Here is an 18,530-nt window from a genome sequence, read left to right as displayed (position 1 = left end):
TTTAATGAATTGTTAATGAAATATTTTCGATTACCTGCCGCCACTCATAGCTTTCAGGTCATCCAGGGTGATCTTTTCAAAATCGGCAGGGATGCCGAAAATACCGGCAGGGTTTTTTTGCTCAGTTATGCTTTTAACAGTAACCTCGGTGCTTTGGCCCTGTGAAAATGAAGTGTATTGTACCGGGAAACCACCAACAGATCGGTAGTATTTAGCAATAGCAGTTACAGGTACAGTAACATCATTAGTTACCCAGATATCATAAGTTTTGTTGGCTTTTGCATCTGTAGCTACCACTTTTTTGCAATTAAAACCCGAAATAACTTTAGTTTCGGTACCGGGAGCAAAAGTAAGAGTTGGTAATGAAGCCATAGCCTGGTCAACCTCATCAGGAGTAGCAACCGCAGCTTTTTTGATAGATGCAACAGGTACATCAACCATTACAACTAATGATTTACCATCGGCATCGGTTAATATTTTTATGGTAGCAGGCCCTGTAGTAAATTGCATTGCGGCCGAATCGGCGCGGAAATAACTTTTAGCTTCAACCTGTTGCCCCTGCATAGCCGTTGAAATAGTTACCACACCCTCTTTGTAAGCTTTTTGGGCGTTTGCGCTGATAGCTGTTGCGGTAAGGGCAAGGCCTAAGGCAACATTGAAAATTTTAATGTTCATGTTTTGAGTTTGATTTAATGCCAAATTAATTTTTAATAATTAAAAGACAAATTTTTAGATAAGTAGTTTAATATGTTTTTCAATTAGATGCTGTCACGAACGATTTGTTACGTTTTAATATTACATAATTGACATGCAGGGCACGTGCCTGATCTGCAATAAATTGTACGGTTTTAGGGGCATTGGTAGCATCAATAATTATAGTATGATATTCGTGATTTTTATTAATAATAGCAAGCGGAATTTTAGGGCTCCCGGTTATGTATAGGTAGTCGGTTTTTTGTTTTACCGCGGATATGGTGTCCACATAATCTCTGTTCACAACAGCTATCGACCGATTTCGAAATTGAATAAAATTATTCTGTTTTCGTAAAAAGCCAGATCGGATATCCTGATCAGGTTGATACAAAGCGATGTCGTTTATTTTACAACTATCAAGATAAGGTTGGATAGAATAATGGTAGTTTTTGTCGGTATCAGTGAGGTTACTTAGTACAAGAGCACGGTTACCGTTTTTAAAGATGATCCCGATGTTTTTGCGCAGGTTTAAAAAGGCGATGCTGTTGGTTGTATATGAGCGGTATGTTTTTATGCTGATACTTACAGCTAACAAAAATATCAATGCAATACCTGCTCTCAGCAGCCATATTTTTCTATCGTACAAAAAGTAAAAAACGCATATGATAATAGCGTAAAGCAACAGGTACTCGGTTGTGGTAAGCCATATTTTGTTAATGCTTGCCAACGGCAGGTGCTCAAACCTGGCCAGTACAGCGTTCATGAGCAGGATGGTTTTTTCGAGGAACCAGGCAAGGCCGGCAGATATAAAGGGGATTTGCGGCAATAGCAGGTAAAAGATCCCGCTATACATAATAACAGCTGTGGGAACGATGATGAACAGGTTGCTAAACAAAAAATAAACCGGGAACTGGTGAAAATAAAAAGCGCTCAGCGGAAAGGTAATCACCTGCGCGGCTATGGATACCGAACATAAGGCCCACAGCTTGTCAATCCATTTGTTATTAAAAATAAACCAGGCATAAACCACCGGCTGTAAAACAACAAGTCCGGCAACGGCAAGATATGACAATTGAAAGCCTACATCTGTTATCAGCAAAGGGTTATAAAGTAATAATATAAAAGCCGATATAGCCAGAATATTTAAATTGTTGATGTACCGGTTGTAAGTTTTACCGATGATAACCGTGCTGATCATGACAGCTGCCCGACAAACCGCGGGTGAAAAACCGGTTAACATAGCATAATACCAGATGATAGGAATAATGATGATCGCTTTAATCACCCTGCCATGCCTGAACCTGTTCAGGAAATTCAGCATAAATGCCAGCAAAGCCCAAATGATAGCCACATGAGCACCGGAAACCGATAGTACGTGAATGGTGCCGGTTTTGGAATAGGCCTGCAATACATCTTCGCTTAAATCAGCTTTATAACCTAATATTAAGGTGGAGGCTACGGCTATAGCATTTGGATCGTGCATTTGGTTTTTTAGCTTTTCAACCATTTGTAGCCTTAGCGTCAGCGCGTTTGCTATGAACATATTGCCGGCGTGTGATTGCACCAAACGGTATTGCCCCGGGTATAAAAACTCCTGGTAATAAATGTTTTGATGGGCGAGGTGTTTTTTATAATTAAACTCGGCAGGGTTAAAAGGCGGATCGATAGGCGAATACTTACAGGGGATGAGCAGTTCATCGCCGTAGTTCAATCGCGTTGCAGCGCTGTCTTTGATGCTGATCATCAATGTACCGGTTGTTGGTGTTGGCTGTTTTTGATTAATGTTTGCAATTACAGTGGCTGTAAAGCGGATGAGCCCGTTTTTAAGTTGGGGCTCGTTATTAATACGTACAAGCAACTTTTGGGCGGGTTGTTTTGAAAAATGACCGGTGTTATTGAGCTCATTATTATTAATTGTTGCTATCCAGCCGGCAAGCAGTAATAGCAGGTGAATGATTGTGCCGCCCAGCCACCGCCTTTTATAAACTTTAAAAGGGCTAAAATAAAAATTAAGCAGGAGAAATAATATTAGCAGACTGGCAAACCCAATAGCCAAGGGCATTAAATAAGCGACAGACCTTAAATTGATCCCAGCGCTTATACCCAATAAAAAAGGAATCAGTAAAATAACAACCGGGATCTCGCCCTTGTGGTTAGCGATCATATATCTTTACGGATTGTTATAGCAGGTGACAGCATGGTTATAGGTTAACCCGACGGTGTTTTGGAAATAAAGATAGTTTTTATGCGGAAGATTACAACTGATCGCGTACCTCAAGCAGGAATTTTTTGAGGTTTTCGAGCGAATCGATAACGCGCTGGTTATCCCTGGTATCGCTCATGTTGTTTTTAAGATGTTCTTTTGCTCCGTTTAAAGTGTAGCCCTTATCACGGATAAGGTGAAAGATGATCTTGAAGTTTTCAATGTCTTCGGGGGTGAAATACCGGTTGCCTTTTTTGTTTTTCTTGGGTTGCAGAACATCAAACTCTTTTTCATAAAAACGTATAAGCGACTGATTAACATCAAACATGGCCGATACCTCGCCCATGGTGTAGTACATCTTGCTTATCTCACGTTCTTTATACGGCATAATACAAATGTATCTATTTGATTTCGGAATTGGGAATTTCGATTTCGGAATTTTCTTTGAATCTGATCCATATAATTCTATATTTATGGCTCTAATAACCTTATGACTATTAAACTATTGATAACATACACGCTGTGTGTGTTATGTACTATGCGGTTAAGTGCCCTCGAAGTTGATTCGGCTGTAACCATAACCTCCTTGAAAAATGAGTTTCGGTTTAATTGGAACAGCAAAGATAACCGTGTAGAGATCATCCAGAAACTTAATAATATCTACACCAGTAGTGCTTACCAGGTTAATTACACGGTATCTGAATTTTACAACAACAATATCTCTATTGATAATATAACCTGCAAAGTTGACGGCCGCACTCCCCGCGGTTTTAAACCTGAGTATACTTATTACAGCAATAATGATATTTTTTATTCGGACGAACGGTTGTGTTACTTTACGCTCGATCTGGCAAAAAAAGGAAGTATTGGCAATGTTACTTTTGAAGAAACCGTTAATGATCCCCGCTATTTTACCAATATTTATTTTGCTGATAACCTGCCGGTCCAACAAGGCGAAGTCAGTATCGAAATTCCGCGCTGGATGAAGGTGGAGATTAAGGAGTTTAATTTTAATGCTTTTAATATTAAAAAAAGTACCGTTTATAACAGCAGCAATGATGCCGATATTATAACATATAAGTTTACTAATATCCCGGCAATGAAAAAGGAATTGCATGGTCCGGGCCCAACCTACGTATATCCGCATTTGCTCATCATGTGTAAATCGGCGATTGTAGGGAGTAAACAATTTACTTATTTCAATACTCTTGCCGATCTTTATGCATGGTACCACGAGTTAGTAAAGGATGTGGCCGGCGACCCCGCGCTGTTACGTACTAAAAGTAATGAGCTCACTGCAGGGTTAACTAATGATTTAGATAAAATAAAAGCCATATTTTATTATGTTCAGGACAACATCAGATATATAGCATTTGAAGATGGCATAGCAGGTTTTAAACCTGAAAAAGCCGACGAGGTGCTAAGAAAAAAATATGGTGACTGTAAGGGAATGGCCAACCTCACCAAAGCCCTGCTTGTATCTGCAGGCTTTGATGCCCGGTTTTGCTGGCTGGGTACAAAACATATTGCTTATGATTATCAAACACCCTCAATGGCAGTTGATAATCATATGATTTGCGGGTTGCCTTATAAAGGCAAAATCTACTATCTTGATGCTACTGAAACCTATATAGGTATTAATGAATATGCTGAAAGGATACAAGGCAGACAGGTTTTAATGGAAGATGGTGATAAGTATATTCTCGGTAAAATACCATACGCGCAACCTCAGCAAAATGTAAGCAGCGAAATAAGCAAACTCTATATAAATGGAGCAAGCCTTGCCGGTAAAGTGAGCAACGTTTGGAAAGGAGAGGATAAAGAAGCAGTATTAGCCGGAATAAATAGCATTAAGCATGAAAATGTCGAAGATGTTATGAAACATTATCTTGCTGCAGGTAATACCGATTATGCCATCAATAACCTTGTTTTAAGTAGCACAAGCAATCCCGACAAAGATTTAAATGCCGGGTATGATGTTGATCGTAAAAGTGGAATATCTGCTTTTGGTAAAGAGTATTATATTGATCTGGATAACCGTAAGGACCTTTCGGGTGCTGTCATAGCTATTGATGAGCAAAAAAATGATTATTGGTTTTCAAGAAAAGACCAGATTGCAGCCGAGACCGAACTCACGCTGCCGCCAGGTTATAAAACTGCAAGCATACCGCCCGGCGTTAACATATCCAGGCCGGGGTATGAGTTTTATATCACTTACATCAGTTCGCCCGGAAAAATCACTTATAAAAAAACGTTGCTCATAAAGAACACGCTGCTTACAAAAGCAAATTTTGTACAATGGAACCAGGATATTGAGCTCCTGAATAAAGCTTACAACGAAAATTTAGTTATAAAACCTGTATCACAATGAAAAAAACATTACGTTTATTATTTTTCTTTCCTCTGTTTGCTATGACCGCGGGTGCGCAAAACAATAACCAAACCTATGCGGAAAAAGCAGCCGAAATTCAGAAGGAGGTTTGGGGGACAACCGTGCCTGAATTTGCAACCACAAAGGTGCCTGTTAATTTAAGTAATGAAAGCGCCGTGGTTTTTGCCAAATCATACAGCATGCAAAGATCGCTGACCAATAAATTTAAATTTATGATCATCACGGCGTCATCAACAACTCGGGCACTCAAGCTTACCACTTTTCACGAACGGGTTAAGATAAACGACAAATCAGCACTTGAAGATTTTTCAACTATATCTTACCAAAAACGTCTTGATGAAAGCGTACATATTTTGAGCGCTAAATTTTCCATGACACATGACACCTACATTGGGGCTAAGATCATTAAGCCAAGCGGCAAAGAAGTTGTGGTAAACACAAGCGAAGAAGTTCTGATCAAAAATGAAAAGAACGATCAGGTGAGTAAACTTGCCGTATCCGATTTGCAGGTTGGTGATATACTTGATTATTACGTGAGCACTGTCGACGTAAACGAAAATGCAAGTACCGATAATTTTGCTGATAACGACATGGTTTTTGTATTGGCCGGCGAGTATCCTGTTTTATACAGTAGCTATGATTTTCAATATTCAAAAAAAGATAATGTAAAGCATATTTGTGCAAATGGCGCCCCGCAGTTTAATATAAGTACGAACGCAGCCGGCGACCAGATATACAGTTTAAAGGTCAGAGATCAGGCAAAATATTCGAGTGAATTTTGGACTTCCAAGTTTCGTCAGTTCCCTTATATCGAAATCAGCAGTTCACACACCATGGGCTTTGTAAAGTTTGTTTCGGGTGGTAAAGCAGGTGAAAGTGCTGCCGATAGGTTGCAGGCCAATAAAGCAATTTTTGAAGGAACTTTTACCGAGCGGAACATTCCTTACTTCAGCGATGTTGTTGATCGTTTAAAAAAATATTTCGACGGTAAAAAGAACATTAAAGCTGTACCGCTTGATAGCGCTATGAAGGTGCTTTACAATATCAGAAAGGGGATGGTTTTTGGTAGTTATAGTAAAGATGATGTTGGCAAAGTTGATGAAATCAATTATCGTCGTATGTCCTCAAAGTTTAATACGGTTGTTATGAGCATGGCTTTAAATGATCTGAAAATTGATCATGACGTATTATTGGTTTGTTCGCGTAATGCTAATACACTAGATAATATCTTTAATTATAGTGATTTTGACGCCTGTATCCGCATAAACGATACCAAGCCGCTATATATGTTTTTTGATGACGCCGCAACTCACTTTAATGAGATACCTCAACGCTTTCAGGGTGAAAAAGTGATTGTGCTTACTCCTAAGCGGGAAAGTTCAACCAAATATTCGTTTGCTGAAGGTACAGCGGTTTTGCCGGTAATGCAGGCCGCTGTTAATAATATCAATGAAGACATTAAGGTTTCGCTTTTGCCGGCCAATATGCAAAAAATAAAGATACAGAGGTTGGTTAAACAAACAGGTTTGATGAGGCATGATGATCAGTTACGTTTACTGCCCGTAGTTGATATTGATAACATCCTTATGGAATTATCTAAGAGTGAAAGGCTGGAAAAACGACTGGCAGAAAACCCTGAAACAAAAAAACTGCGTGATGATTTCAGCTACGCATTTTCGGATGATGAGTCAAAATCAGTAAAGAAATTTACATCTGAAATAAAAGCCCAGTACGAGCAGGAGCCAACCCAGGTTACAGATTGTAAAATTATTAACGCCGCTCTTGATAACAGCAATCCAGTTTTTCAGTACTCAGAATCATTTGTATTGGATAATCTGGTAAAAAAAGCGGGCAATAATTATATTATTGACGCAGGTAAACTTGCAGGATCGTTTTACAAACTGGTGGAAAAAGAACGAAAACGCACTTATGACGTGTATATGCCATGCTCCCGTAGTTTTAAATACACCATAAACATTGCTGTACCACAGGGATATACAGCCAAAGGCCTTGAGGAAATAGCAGCAAAAAAGACTAATAAAACCGGTTCGTTTTCGTCAGAAGCAACCCTTAACGGTAATGTTGTAACTATTGTGATAACACGTGTTTACAATAATAATTTTGAAAAAGCAGAAAACTGGCCGCTCCTTAGCGAGGTGATTGACGCTTCAGCGGGATTCAATGCGCAGAAAATACTGTTTGAGAAAAAAAGTTAATGACTGTTTAAAAAAGTCCGGATACTACATTCGGACTTTTTTTCAACCCGCTCTATAATTGCATCAGTAATTATTTTTAATGTCCGCTAAATCTGTATCGTATGGCTATTTGGTTTCGCTCCAGGGCAGGGAAGACGCTTTGCCTGCCAGGAAATCAGCTTTGCGGCTGGCCAGGTCTTTAGCCTGTTGTTCAAGCACAGCGTCGTTTTCATTATCTATGCGATAATTATAATCCAAACTGTCAAGAAAAGCCAGGAGTACTCGCTTCTCCTGTTCGTTTTGAATATCAACTCTTAAAGTTTCCATAAACAAATTTAAAGCAAATAAGGTAAATTGTATTAATATATATCGACGAATGAGGGTTAATATGATGTAATTAATAAATAAAGCTCAAATTGAAAGTCCCTCAGGGGCTCTCGGAGTAATTCCTTTTACTTTCCGACTTCCGGACTTTCTGACTTCCCGACTATTATTTACCTTTGCTTCCTATGACTGCTACCGAAATACGACAGGCTTTTCTTGATTTTTTTGTTTCAAAGGGACATACCATCGTTCCTTCGGCACCAATTGTAATTAAAAACGATCCAACCCTGATGTTCACCAACGCGGGGATGAACCAGTTTAAAGATATATTTTTAGGCGAGGCGGCACCGAAAGCCCCGCGCTTGGCGGATACGCAGCGTTGTTTACGCGTGTCCGGCAAGCACAACGATTTGGAAGAGGTGGGTATCGATACCTATCACCACACCATGTTTGAAATGCTGGGCAACTGGAGCTTTGGCGATTACTTTAAAAAAGAAGCCATTGCCTGGAGCTGGGAGCTGCTTACCGAGGTGTACAAGCTGCCTAAAGACCGCCTGTACGTTACCTATTTTGAAGGTGACGAAAAGGAAGGCCTCGAAGCTGATACCGAAACCTACGAACTGTGGAAACAATATGTAGCGGAAGATCATATTCTCCGTGGCAACAAAAAAGATAACTTTTGGGAGATGGGTGAGACTGGCCCATGTGGCCCTTGTTCAGAGATCCACTTTGATAGCCGCCCGGATAATGAGCGTACCGAAGTAAGCGGTGCAACTTTAGTTAATGCCGACCATGACCAGGTTATCGAAATCTGGAATGATGTATTTATGCAATTCAACCGCCTTAAAGGTGGTGTATTGCAACCATTGCCCAACAAACATGTGGATACCGGGATGGGTTTTGAGCGTTTGGTACGTGTATTACAGGGCAAAACATCCAACTATGATACCGACGTTTTTCAACCAATGATCCAGTTTATTGCCGATAAATCGGGCAAAAAATATAACAGTGCCGCCAAACCCGGCGATGCCGATTGGAATGATGCTGTGGCTATGCGTGTTCTGGCCGATCATATTCGTGCCATAAGCTTTGCTATTGCTGATGGTCAATTGCCTGCAAGTAACAAAGCGGGGTATGTGATCCGCAGGATCTTACGTAGGGCAGTGCGTTATAGCTATCAAACTTTAGGTTTTAAGGAGCCTTTCTTTAATCAGTTGGTGCCGTTATTGGCCGGACAGTTTAAGGGGGTGTTTGATGAGCTATTTTCGCAAAAGGATTTTGTGCAGAAGGTGATTTTGGAAGAGGAGGTTTCTTTCTTAAGAACACTGCAGCAGGGTATAAGCTATTTTAATAAAAGCGTGAGCGGCAATAATGATAAAGTTTTAAGTGGCGCCCTCGCATTTGAATTATCTGATACCTACGGCTTTCCTATCGATCTTACCGAATTGATGGCGCGCGAAATTGGCTGGACAGTAGATATGGAGGGTTTTGAAGCCGCTCTTCAGGAGCAAAAGACCCGCTCCCGCGCTGCTACCGCTATTGATACCGGCGACTGGATCGTTTTAAAAGATGATGAATCGGTTGAGTTTACCGGTTATGACGAAACCGAAACCATTGCCCATATCGTAAAATATCGTAAGGTAACCGCTAAGGGCAAGGAACAATACCAGTTGGTGCTGGATAAAACACCTTTCTATGCTGAAAGCGGTGGGCAGGTAGGGGATAAGGGCGAACTGGTTTTCCCTGATGGGGAGATCATCCTGGTTACAGATACGAAAAAGGAGAACGGACTGATAGTTCATTTTACCGATAAATTGCCGCAGGATATTGACGATGCCTTAACTGCTATTGTTGATCCTGCTCTACGCAGCCAAACCAATAGTAATCACTCGGCTACGCACTTGCTGCATGCTGCCATGAAACAGGTTTTGGGAAGCCATGTAAACCAAAAAGGATCATTGGTGAATGCCGATTACCTGAGGTTTGATTTTTCACACTTCGCTAAAGTTACTGATGAGGAGCTGGCGCAGATAGAAGCTATCGTAAACCAAAAAGTACGTGAAAATATTCCGTTGAAAGAAGAGCGCAGTGTACTGTATGCCGAAGCCATCAGCAGCGGTGTAACTGCTTTGTTTGGCGAAAAATATGGTGAATACGTACGCGTAATTACCTTTGATGATAACTTTAGTAAGGAGCTTTGCGGTGGTACACATGTGAAAGCTACCGGGCAAATTGGTTTCTTCAAAATTATAGCCGAAAGTGCTGTAGCCGCCGGTGTGCGCCGTATTGAAGCCATTACCGGTGTTGCCGCCGAAAAATATATCGTTACCCAAAACGCTTTGGTTAACCAGTTAAAGGAGCTGCTTAAAAATCCAAAAGATCTATCAAAAAGTATTGAAGGATTATTGGACGAAAATGCTAAGCTAAAAAAAGAGATCGAGAAATCGATCCTTGAAAAATCATCAGGTTTAAAAACTGAGTTGGCCCAAAAAGCCGAAGCTATTGGTGATATCAATTTCATCGCCCAAAAAGTTGCCCTGCCTAACGCCGATGCGGTTAAGAACCTGGCTTACCAGCTTAAAGATATCGTATCGAACCTGTTCCTTGTGCTGGTTGCTGATTTCGATGGCAAACCAAGCATTACCGTAATGATTGCCGAAAACCTGGTGAAGGAAAAAGGCCTGCATGCCGGTAACATCGTTAAAGAGCTGGCTAAAGAAGTTAAAGGCGGTGGCGGCGGTCAGCCGTTTTTCGCTACAGCTGGTGGCAGTGATGTAAGCGGATTGGATAATGTATTGGTGAAAGCGAGGAGTTTTGTAGGGTAAAAAGGCTTTCATGCGGAGCCTGTCGAAGCATGGGGGGTAGGGCCTCTGCGCGCGACCCTTCGACGGGCTCAGGGTGACAAGCCCTCTATAACAAATAGCATTTCACAGTTCAAACCAGATATCCAAATTCCCATGACCTGGTGTATAAATAATCTAATAAATAAAAAGACCGCTTTTATTGAGCGGTCTTTTTATTTATATACTTTTTAGGGGAAAGCCTGTTGGACAATTAATGGCGGTGACCATTTTTTTGTCCACGGTGTTCAACTACGCGGGTACGTTTTACTACGGTTTTATGCGGCTTTTGGTAATGGTTTACTACCTTGGTACGGTTAACCACATGTGTGCGGTTCATTACCCTGGTGCGATAGTTATCTCGCACTATAACATTCTTTGTACCGCGGTAGCGGGCATAGGTGTCACGGTCGTGTGTAAAATAGGTATACGCTCTTGGGCGGTTTACGGCCACTTTGTAACCTGTCGCAATGTTGTAGCTGGCATAGCGTGGCGGCAATGATCGCCTCCAAACCCAGTTTCCGCCATCCAAATAAACATATTGATGAGTAGGGACATAATAGTAGCTTTCTACATCGGGTAAGTAGTAATAATTAATACCCGCATATTCGGCGGGCGGGTTCCATAAGCCAACATTTAAATTTACACTTACCTGTGCATTTGTCCTGGTAACCGAAGCTGCAAGTAAAAAACATCCTGCAAGCATTCCTAAAATTAATTTTTTCATGGTGTCTGTCTAAATATGAACACTTATTCAATTTCTGTGCCTGACAAATAAATAGACAGCGGAGGATACAGAAAGTTTAATCATGCTGACGACAGGCATGTTTTGAATTGAATATTCCCATCAACTGATCTCCAATCATCTGCTATAATCTCTATAACCCCTACCTTACAACTATATAATTGCACTTTTACCGTTGTTTTAAAAGCAAAATGGTGTTGTTACTGTATTAATCTTTATATATTTGACTTTTATACATCAGTAAAATCATAGCTGAATTTTTATTTTTATGACAGTTCTCGCAGACGGGGTAGCTGAAAAGTACGAGTTGGTGATAGGCCTCGAAGTACACGCGCAGTTATCTACATCAAGTAAGATATTCTCGGCAGATTCGGCTGCCTTTGGTGCCGAACCTAACCGCCATGTTAGCGCGGTATCGCTGGGCCATCCAGGCACTTTGCCCTTTATTAATAAAAAAGCGGTTGAATATGCCGTTAAAATGGGCCTGGCCTGTAATTGCACTATCAACCTGAATAACAGCTTCGCCCGTAAAAATTATTTTTATGCCGATCTGCCCAAAGGCTACCAGATTAGTCAGGACCAGGCGCCTGTTTGCCTTAACGGTTATGTGCCCGTGAAACTGGCCGATGGCACTGAAAAGAACATAGCCCTGCACCACATTCATATGGAAGAGGATGCCGGGAAAAGTATGCATGATCAGCACCACGCCGATTCACTTATCGACCTGAACCGCGCCGGTGTACCGCTGGTGGAGATCGTATCTGAACCGGATATGCGCAGCGCCGAAGAGGCTGGTCAGTTCCTGACCGAAATGCGTAAAATTCTCCGCTATCTTGATATTTGCGATGGTAACATGGAAGAGGGCAGCATGCGCTGCGACGCTAATATTTCGGTGCGGCTTAAAGGTGCAACTGCCTATGGTAACCGTTGCGAGGTAAAAAACCTTAACTCCATCCGTAACGTGCAGCGTGCTATTGAGCATGAGTTTGCTCGCCAGGTAAACATTATTGAAGCCGGCGGCCACATCGATCAAAATACGCTGAACTTTAACGCCGATACAGGCGAGACCTCAGTACTCCGTTCAAAAGAAATGGCCAACGATTACCGCTATTTCCCTGAGCCGGACCTGCCACCCTTGAAGCTTACCAATGAGTATGTGGAAAACGTCCGTAAAAGCTTGCCGGCGCTACCCGGTCAGTTGTATCATAAATACACCGAGCAATTGGGCTTAACCGCTTATGACGCCTCGGTTATCACTGCCGATAGGGACACCGCCTTTTATTTTGAATCGCTGATAAAATATACCGATCATTATAAAGCTGCTGCTAACTGGCTGATGGGTGCTGTACGCTCATACCTGAATGATCATAACCAAACCATTGGTAACTTTGCTGTTACGCCGCAAAACCTTGCCGCCCTCATCAAACTAATTGACACCGGGGTGATAAATAATTCTGTAGCTTCGCACAAATTATTTCCTGCCATGATCAAAGAACCCGGCAAAAAACCGGATGATCTGGCTAAGGAACTTAACCTGCTGATAAGTGCCGATGGTGATGATGTAACCCGTTTTATAAAGGATGCCATCGCCAAATATCCTGATAAGGTTAAGGAATACCAAAAGGGGAAAAAGGGCGTTTTAGGCCTGTTTATGGGCGAGATCATGAAAAGCTCAAAAGGGAAGATCGACCCACAGAAAACTAACCAGCTATTGATAAAGGAATTAGAAGCTAAGTAAATGAAAGTTAAAAATCTGGCTGCCGGCGCGTTGTTATTGCTTAGCGCGGGCATGTACTCTTGTAAAAACGAATCACAATTTAGTGTTTCGGGAACTATCAAAAATCCGGGTAACCTTAAAGCTGTTTATTTGATTGAGGCCGATAGCTCGGGCTTAAAGGTTGTTGATTCTACTTCGTTAGGCGAGGGTGGTAAGTTTGAGTTTAAGCATGTAGCGCTTTATCCAAACTTGTTTAAACTTAGGGTAGGCAATACTGGTCCGCAGGGTGGCGAAATGCAGGGCGAAAACCTGTACGATTTCATTGCTAAAAATGGCGACGATATTGAATTCGAGACAGACAATAACAATAAAAACCACGAGTATACTATCAAAGGTTCTGATGATTCGGATAAGATAAAGGAGTTTAACCGCATCAGTAATCTTTACGGTGATAAAAATGCTAAGCTTTTCGCCGAATACCAGGAAAAATCTCGCGGTGAGCGGAATGATTCGCTGCTAAAAATATATATGCCTATATTTTTAAAGAATGTGAATGAAGGCGGCGAAGCGGTTTTAAAATTTGTGAACGATAATAAAAAATCGCTTGCGGGCTTTTATGCAGCTACCACGCTCGATCCTACCAAATACGAAGCCCAGCTTATTAAATTTGCCGATGAAATCAGGGGCGATTTTAAAGATAACCCTACCGTGCAAAAGTTTATCGCGCAAATGGATAAGGCTAAGCCGATATCCCTTGGTCATAAAGCGCCCGAGTTTACCGTTAACGGTATTGATGGCAAGCCAATTAATTTGTCTGATTACAAAGGCAAATATGTAATGATTGATTTTTGGGCTTCATGGTGCCAGCCTTGCCGCCAGGAAAATCCAAATGTGGTTAAACAGTACAATGCATTTAAAGATAAAGGCTTTAATATTTTAGGGGTATCGCTTGATAAGGACAAAGCACCATGGCAAAAAGCCATCAGCGATGATAAACTTGCCTGGGCGCATGGCTCGGATTTAAACGGCTTTGAAGGCCCTACAGAAAGGCTTTACCATATTGAAGCTATTCCTTCAAATTTCATCATCGATCCGCAGGGAAATATTGTTGCCAAAAATATTACAGGCGCCGATCTTGAAGCTTTTTTAAATAAAACATTTAAATAGCCTCAACTTAGGGTTAATATAAGGTAACGTTTAACAATTTGTTAATATTAGCTTAACTATTAGCTGTTGTAAAGCGTATACTTTTATACAAAAAATTTAACGCAACATGAGCAGCACCGCAAAACAGAAAATACTTATTGTTGATGATGAACCGGATATTTTAGAACTGATTGAGTATAACCTCAAAAAGGAAGGTTACCAGGTGTTTTTAGCACGTAACGGCCAGGAAGCTGTTGCCGAGGCAAAAAAGGCCCTGCCTGATCTGATTGTACTTGACATCATGATGCCTAAAATGGATGGGATAGAAGCATGCCGCATTATGCGCACCATGCCCGAGTTTAAAAATACCTTTATGGTGTTTTTAACAGCCCGCAGCGAAGAGTATTCGGAAATTGCCGGTTTTAACGTAGGTGCCGATGATTACATTGCAAAACCTATCAAGCCACGCGCGCTGGTTAGCCGTATAAACGCCATACTTCGTCGTAATGCCCCTGCCGAAGACGTAATTGATAATAAACTGGAAATAGGCGACCTGGTTATCGACCGCGAAGCTTACCTGGTTTATAAAAACGGTGTTAAAGTTGTATTGGCCAAAAAAGAATTTGAGCTGTTGTACCTGCTGGCTTCAAAACCCGGTAAAGTTTATACCCGTGAGGTGATCCTTAAAAACATCTGGGAAGATTCGGTAGTGGTTACCAACCGCACCATCGACGTACACATCCGTAAACTACGCGAAAAACTGGGCGACGATTGCGTTGCTACTGTGAAGGGTGTGGGTTATAAGTTTGAGGCTTAAGCCCCCCGGCCCGAAGGGAGTGATATTAAAAAGCGATTGGATTGTCCAATCGCTTTTTTATTGGCATTGTAATTAATCTGCTTTGGCTATAACTTCATTACGATAGTATTTTCGGCGAAGCCAAAATGCCACGTTAACCAGCGCTATCAGTGCCGGCACCTCAACCAGCGGGCCGATTACCCCTGCAAAGGCTTGCCCTGAGTTAATACCAAATACACCAATAGATACCGCGATAGCGAGCTCAAAATTATTGCCGGTAGCTGTGAAGGCAATGGAGGTACTTTTTGAATAATCAGCACCAAAATATTTGCCGATGAAAAAACTAAGCATGAACATAATTGCAAAGTAAAATACCAGCGGTATAGCAATGTGAACCACATCCATAGGGATTTGCACTATAAGCCTACCCTTGAGGCTAAACATCAGTATAATGGTAAACAACAGCGCAATAAGGGTTATGGGTGAAATAAAAGGAACAAATTTTTGCTGAAACCAGCCCTCGCCCTTTAGTTTGATCAATGTATAACGACTAATAATACCGGCGGCAAAAGGAATACCAAGATAGATACCCACGCTTTTGGCAATCTGGAGCATGGTAATATGTACCTGGAGACTTTTAAAGCCAAGCACCGGCGGCAGTACGGTTATAAAAATGTAAGCATATACGCTATATAAAAGTACCTGGAAAATACTGTTCAGGGCTATCAAACCGGCGGCATATTCGCGGCTGCCATCGGCAAGTTCATTCCATACCACAACATGGCAATACAACGGGCAAGCCCAATTAGTATTAGTCCTGTCATATATCCTGGGTAACCGCGCAGGAAAACGACAGCTAAAATGAACATTAGGATAGGGCCTATTATCCAGTTTAAAACAAGCGAGGCACTTAATATCTTAATATCTTTAAATACCCTGCCCATTTGTTCATATTTTACTTTGGCAAGCGGCGGGTACATCATTAATATGAGGCCGATCGCCAACGGAATATTAGTAGTCCCGCTCGAAAACGAATTGATAAAATCGGACGATGAGGGTATAAAATACCCTGTTACAACGCCTATAGCCATGGCCAGGAAAATCCAGATGGTGAGATAGCGATCAATAAAACCGAGCCGTTTTCGTTCAACAGCCGGAGTGCAATTATTGGCAGACATATTATTGCGCTTCGGTTAAATGCTGTTCTACAAATTGTTGGGTGTACGCTTTGATCTGTTCACGTACTTTTCTGAATTCGCCCATTACTTCATCTTCGGTGCCGCGGGCTTTGGCCGGATCCGGGAAGTTGTAATGAAAACGTTTCACATCCCCCGGAAAGTAAGGGCAGGCTTCGTTAGCATTATCGCAAACGGTTATTAAATAATCAAAAGCAACGTTGGCGTATTCATCCACATGGTTTGAGGTATGGTTGGAAATATCAATATCATCCTCGGCCATGGTTTTAATAGCTTTGGGGTTTACGCCATGTGTTTCAATGCCTGCACTGTATATGTTTGCTTTACTGCCCGCAAAATGCTTTAAATATCCCTCGGCTATCTGACTCCGGCAACTATTGCCTGTGCACAGTACTAATATATTTTTCATAATTGTTTTATTGGCAGCAGCCTGGTTCGCAGCATACTTTTGTTTCGGGTTTTTCGGCATACACGGTGACGCTTACAATAGCGCTGTTGCCGTTTTTAAATTCGTTAATTTCATCTGCCGATAGGTAATTGCTTAAAATATCATCAGGAATAATAATGGCTTTTTCTTTTTGCACAATGATATTGACAAAACCATTTTTGCTGATGAGCTCAAGGTATTCCTCTTTTTGAATGGCCCCTGATACGCAGCCTGCATACATTTCGGCGGCTGTCCTGATCTTTTCGGGCAGGCTGCCTGTCAATACAATATCCGAAATGCTAAAATGGCCCCCGGGTTTCAATACGCGGTAAATGTCTTTAATGACAGCGTTTTTATCAGGCACCAGGTTTAATACACAGTTGCTTACAATCACATCGGCCGCGTTGGCAGTTACCGGCATATGCTCGATATCGCCCAAACGGAACTCCACATTATTAAAGCCAAGTTTGTCGGCGTTTTCGCGTGCCTTGCTAATCATAGCTTCTGTAAAATCAATTCCTATTACTTTGCCGGTCTCGCCGGTTTCGGAGCGGGCTATAAAGCAATCATTACCTGCACCGCTGCCGAGGTCAATTACCGTATCACCCTTTTTAATTTGGGCGAATTGCGTGGGCAAACCGCAGCCTAAACCAAGATCGGCATCGGCATTGTAACCCTGCAGTTTGGTATAATCTTCGCTCATGATATTATAAACCTCGGTTGAACATCCGCTGGCTCCGCAGCATGATGATTGATTGGTATCCTTGTCCTGTAAGGCAATTTCGCTGTATTTCAGCTTTACCAACTCTTTTAATTCCTCGTTTGTTTTCATTTGTGTATTGCAATATTACGATTAATGTGACCAAAAAATTTTAACAGCAATTATTGAAGTCTTTGTACGATGAGAATAGTTTATTCAACTCATCATTCAGGTTTTGCCAGGCTTCGGGTTCAATGCAGTAGCAAACGCTTACGCCTTCAATGGTACCCTGTATAAGGCCGGCATTCTTTAATTCTTTAAGATGCTGGGACACTGTAGGTTGGGCAAGCCCCAGTTCAGATGACAGATCCCCACAGATACAAGCCTTGGCTTCAATAATAAGCTGCAGGATGGCAATACGGGCCGGATGAGCGATAGCTTTAAGCTGCACAGCCAGTTTGTTCTGCTCGTCGGTAAATATTTCTGTTTTAGTGATTCCCATAATTATATTGCAATATTACGATTAATTAAATTACTGTCAATAGCTTTTACAATTTAATTTTCGGCTGGATGTTGATTGATGAAGTAAATTCGGACAGAGGAGAGGAAGACCTGCGAAGTTTCTAAAACTTCGCAGGTCTGAAAATTAGCAATCTTACTTAGCTGTAGCTGCCGCTTTCTTTTTAACGCTGGTAGCTGCTTTAGCAGTTTTCGATGCTACGGCTTTCTTAGCTTCCGTGGCTTCAGTTTTGGCTTTTGTGGTAATAGCTTTTGCTTTAGTTGCTGCCTTTGCTTTTACTTCAGCCGCAGCTTGTTTAGCGGTTGCTGCTTCATCTTTTGCTTTGGCGGTAATGGCTTTAGCCTTAGTTTCGGCTTTGGCTTTTACTTCAGAAACTGCGTTTTTTGCTTTGGCGGTTACCACATTTGCTTTTTTAGCTGCTGTGGTTTTAGTTGGCGCAGCTTTTTTGGTAGCCGTGGCTTTTTTAGCGGTTACTTTTTCCTTGATATCCTCTATTTTTTCTTCGGCTGCTTCTTTTACGTCTTCGGCTGTATCTTTTGTGCCTTCCCAAAGGCTTTCAATTGTTTCTTTAACCTTCTCGAAAAATCCTTTTTCTTCGGGTTGGGTTGATTGATCACTCATGATGTTTTTATAGAT

At 41.6% G+C, this 18,530-nt stretch carries 15 protein-coding genes and 1 pseudogene; 6 read left to right on the top strand and 10 right to left on the bottom strand.

The annotated features are described in order from the left end of the window. Nucleotides 1–30: 30 nt before the first annotated feature. The 3 genes from IEX80_RS09795 to IEX80_RS09785 all read right to left on the bottom strand — a co-directional run bounded on the left by IEX80_RS09795 (nt 31) and on the right by IEX80_RS09785 (nt 3,284). Complete coding sequence (locus tag IEX80_RS09795; protein WP_090526371.1) at nt 31–675, bottom strand: DUF4412 domain-containing protein; 645 nt, start codon at nt 673–675, stop codon at nt 31–33. A gap of 79 nt (nt 676–754) precedes the next feature. Further along, the gene (locus IEX80_RS09790; protein WP_188832758.1) at nt 755–2,857 is read right to left on the bottom strand and encodes a ComEC/Rec2 family competence protein; all 2,103 of its coding nucleotides are present in this window, start codon (nt 2,855–2,857) and stop codon (nt 755–757) included. A gap of 91 nt (nt 2,858–2,948) precedes the next feature. Further along, a complete protein-coding gene (locus IEX80_RS09785; RefSeq protein ID WP_090526375.1) occupies nt 2,949–3,284 on the bottom strand; it encodes a MerR family transcriptional regulator in 336 nt (111 codons plus the stop codon). Nucleotides 3,285–3,386: 102 nt separating this feature from the next. Here IEX80_RS09785 and IEX80_RS09780 point away from each other — a divergent pair, with 102 nt between their 5' ends. Both IEX80_RS09780 and IEX80_RS09775 read left to right on the top strand, forming a co-directional pair. Further along, nucleotides 3,387–5,267, top strand: coding sequence for a transglutaminase-like domain-containing protein (locus IEX80_RS09780; RefSeq protein WP_188832757.1), 1,881 nt, complete (start codon nt 3,387–3,389; stop codon nt 5,265–5,267). Next, the gene (locus IEX80_RS09775; protein ID WP_188832756.1) at nt 5,264–7,504 is read left to right on the top strand and encodes a DUF3858 domain-containing protein; all 2,241 of its coding nucleotides are present in this window, start codon (nt 5,264–5,266) and stop codon (nt 7,502–7,504) included. The genes IEX80_RS09780 and IEX80_RS09775 overlap by 4 nt, the downstream gene beginning before the upstream one ends. A 105-nt stretch (nt 7,505–7,609) precedes the next feature. Here IEX80_RS09775 and IEX80_RS09770 read toward each other — a convergent pair whose 3' ends face one another. Then, nucleotides 7,610–7,810: a hypothetical protein gene (locus IEX80_RS09770; protein WP_090526381.1), complete on the bottom strand. Its 201-nt coding sequence runs from the start codon at nt 7,808–7,810 to the stop codon at nt 7,610–7,612. 182 nt (nt 7,811–7,992) lie between these two features. On the opposite strand from IEX80_RS09770, the gene alaS reads away from it, so the two are divergent. Further along, entirely contained in the window at nt 7,993–10,632 is a 2,640-nt protein-coding gene (gene alaS / locus IEX80_RS09765) for an alanine--tRNA ligase (protein ID WP_188832755.1), read from the top strand. 229 nt (nt 10,633–10,861) lie between these two features. Here alaS and IEX80_RS09760 read toward each other — a convergent pair whose 3' ends face one another. Then, the gene (locus IEX80_RS09760) at nt 10,862–11,374 is read right to left on the bottom strand and encodes a hypothetical protein (RefSeq protein WP_176627675.1); all 513 of its coding nucleotides are present in this window, start codon (nt 11,372–11,374) and stop codon (nt 10,862–10,864) included. A 286-nt stretch (nt 11,375–11,660) separates the two neighbouring features. Here IEX80_RS09760 and gatB point away from each other — a divergent pair, with 286 nt between their 5' ends. The 3 genes from gatB (at nt 11,661) to IEX80_RS09745 (ending at nt 15,072) form a co-directional block, all read left to right on the top strand. Next, a complete protein-coding gene (gatB, locus tag IEX80_RS09755) occupies nt 11,661–13,130 on the top strand; it encodes an Asp-tRNA(Asn)/Glu-tRNA(Gln) amidotransferase subunit GatB (protein WP_188832754.1) in 1,470 nt (489 codons plus the stop codon). Beyond that, nucleotides 13,131–14,276, top strand: a complete 1,146-nt coding sequence (locus IEX80_RS09750; RefSeq protein WP_176627673.1) for a TlpA disulfide reductase family protein — start codon at nt 13,131–13,133, stop codon at nt 14,274–14,276. 106 nt (nt 14,277–14,382) lie between these two features. Beyond that, on the top strand, nt 14,383–15,072 hold the full coding sequence (locus tag IEX80_RS09745; protein ID WP_022831601.1) for a response regulator transcription factor: 690 nt from the start codon (nt 14,383–14,385) through the stop codon (nt 15,070–15,072). 72 nt (nt 15,073–15,144) lie between these two features. On the opposite strand, the pseudogene arsB reads toward IEX80_RS09745, so the two are convergent. From arsB to IEX80_RS09720, 5 genes and pseudogenes are all read right to left on the bottom strand, one after another. Continuing rightward, nucleotides 15,145–15,995 (bottom strand): annotated as a pseudogene (gene arsB / locus IEX80_RS09740) (ACR3 family arsenite efflux transporter). A gap of 235 nt (nt 15,996–16,230) precedes the next feature. Continuing rightward, nucleotides 16,231–16,656 (bottom strand): arsenate reductase ArsC, encoded by a 426-nt coding sequence (locus IEX80_RS09735; RefSeq protein WP_188832753.1) that lies wholly within the window; start codon nt 16,654–16,656, stop codon nt 16,231–16,233. 7 nt (nt 16,657–16,663) lie between these two features. After that, a complete protein-coding gene (locus IEX80_RS09730; protein ID WP_090526395.1) occupies nt 16,664–17,506 on the bottom strand; it encodes an arsenite methyltransferase in 843 nt (280 codons plus the stop codon). Nucleotides 17,507–17,546: 40 nt separating this feature from the next. Next, nucleotides 17,547–17,876 (bottom strand): ArsR/SmtB family transcription factor, encoded by a 330-nt coding sequence (locus IEX80_RS09725; protein ID WP_090526397.1) that lies wholly within the window; start codon nt 17,874–17,876, stop codon nt 17,547–17,549. A 153-nt stretch (nt 17,877–18,029) separates the two neighbouring features. Beyond that, the gene (locus IEX80_RS09720) at nt 18,030–18,515 is read right to left on the bottom strand and encodes a hypothetical protein (RefSeq protein ID WP_090526399.1); all 486 of its coding nucleotides are present in this window, start codon (nt 18,513–18,515) and stop codon (nt 18,030–18,032) included. Between the last annotated feature and the right edge of the window lie 15 nt (nt 18,516–18,530).

This window comes from Mucilaginibacter rubeus (genome assembly GCF_014643835.1).
Classification (GTDB): domain Bacteria; phylum Bacteroidota; class Bacteroidia; order Sphingobacteriales; family Sphingobacteriaceae; genus Mucilaginibacter; species Mucilaginibacter rubeus.
Note: the sequence above shows the minus strand (reverse complement) of the source record. Positions and strands in the feature narration are given on the sequence as shown.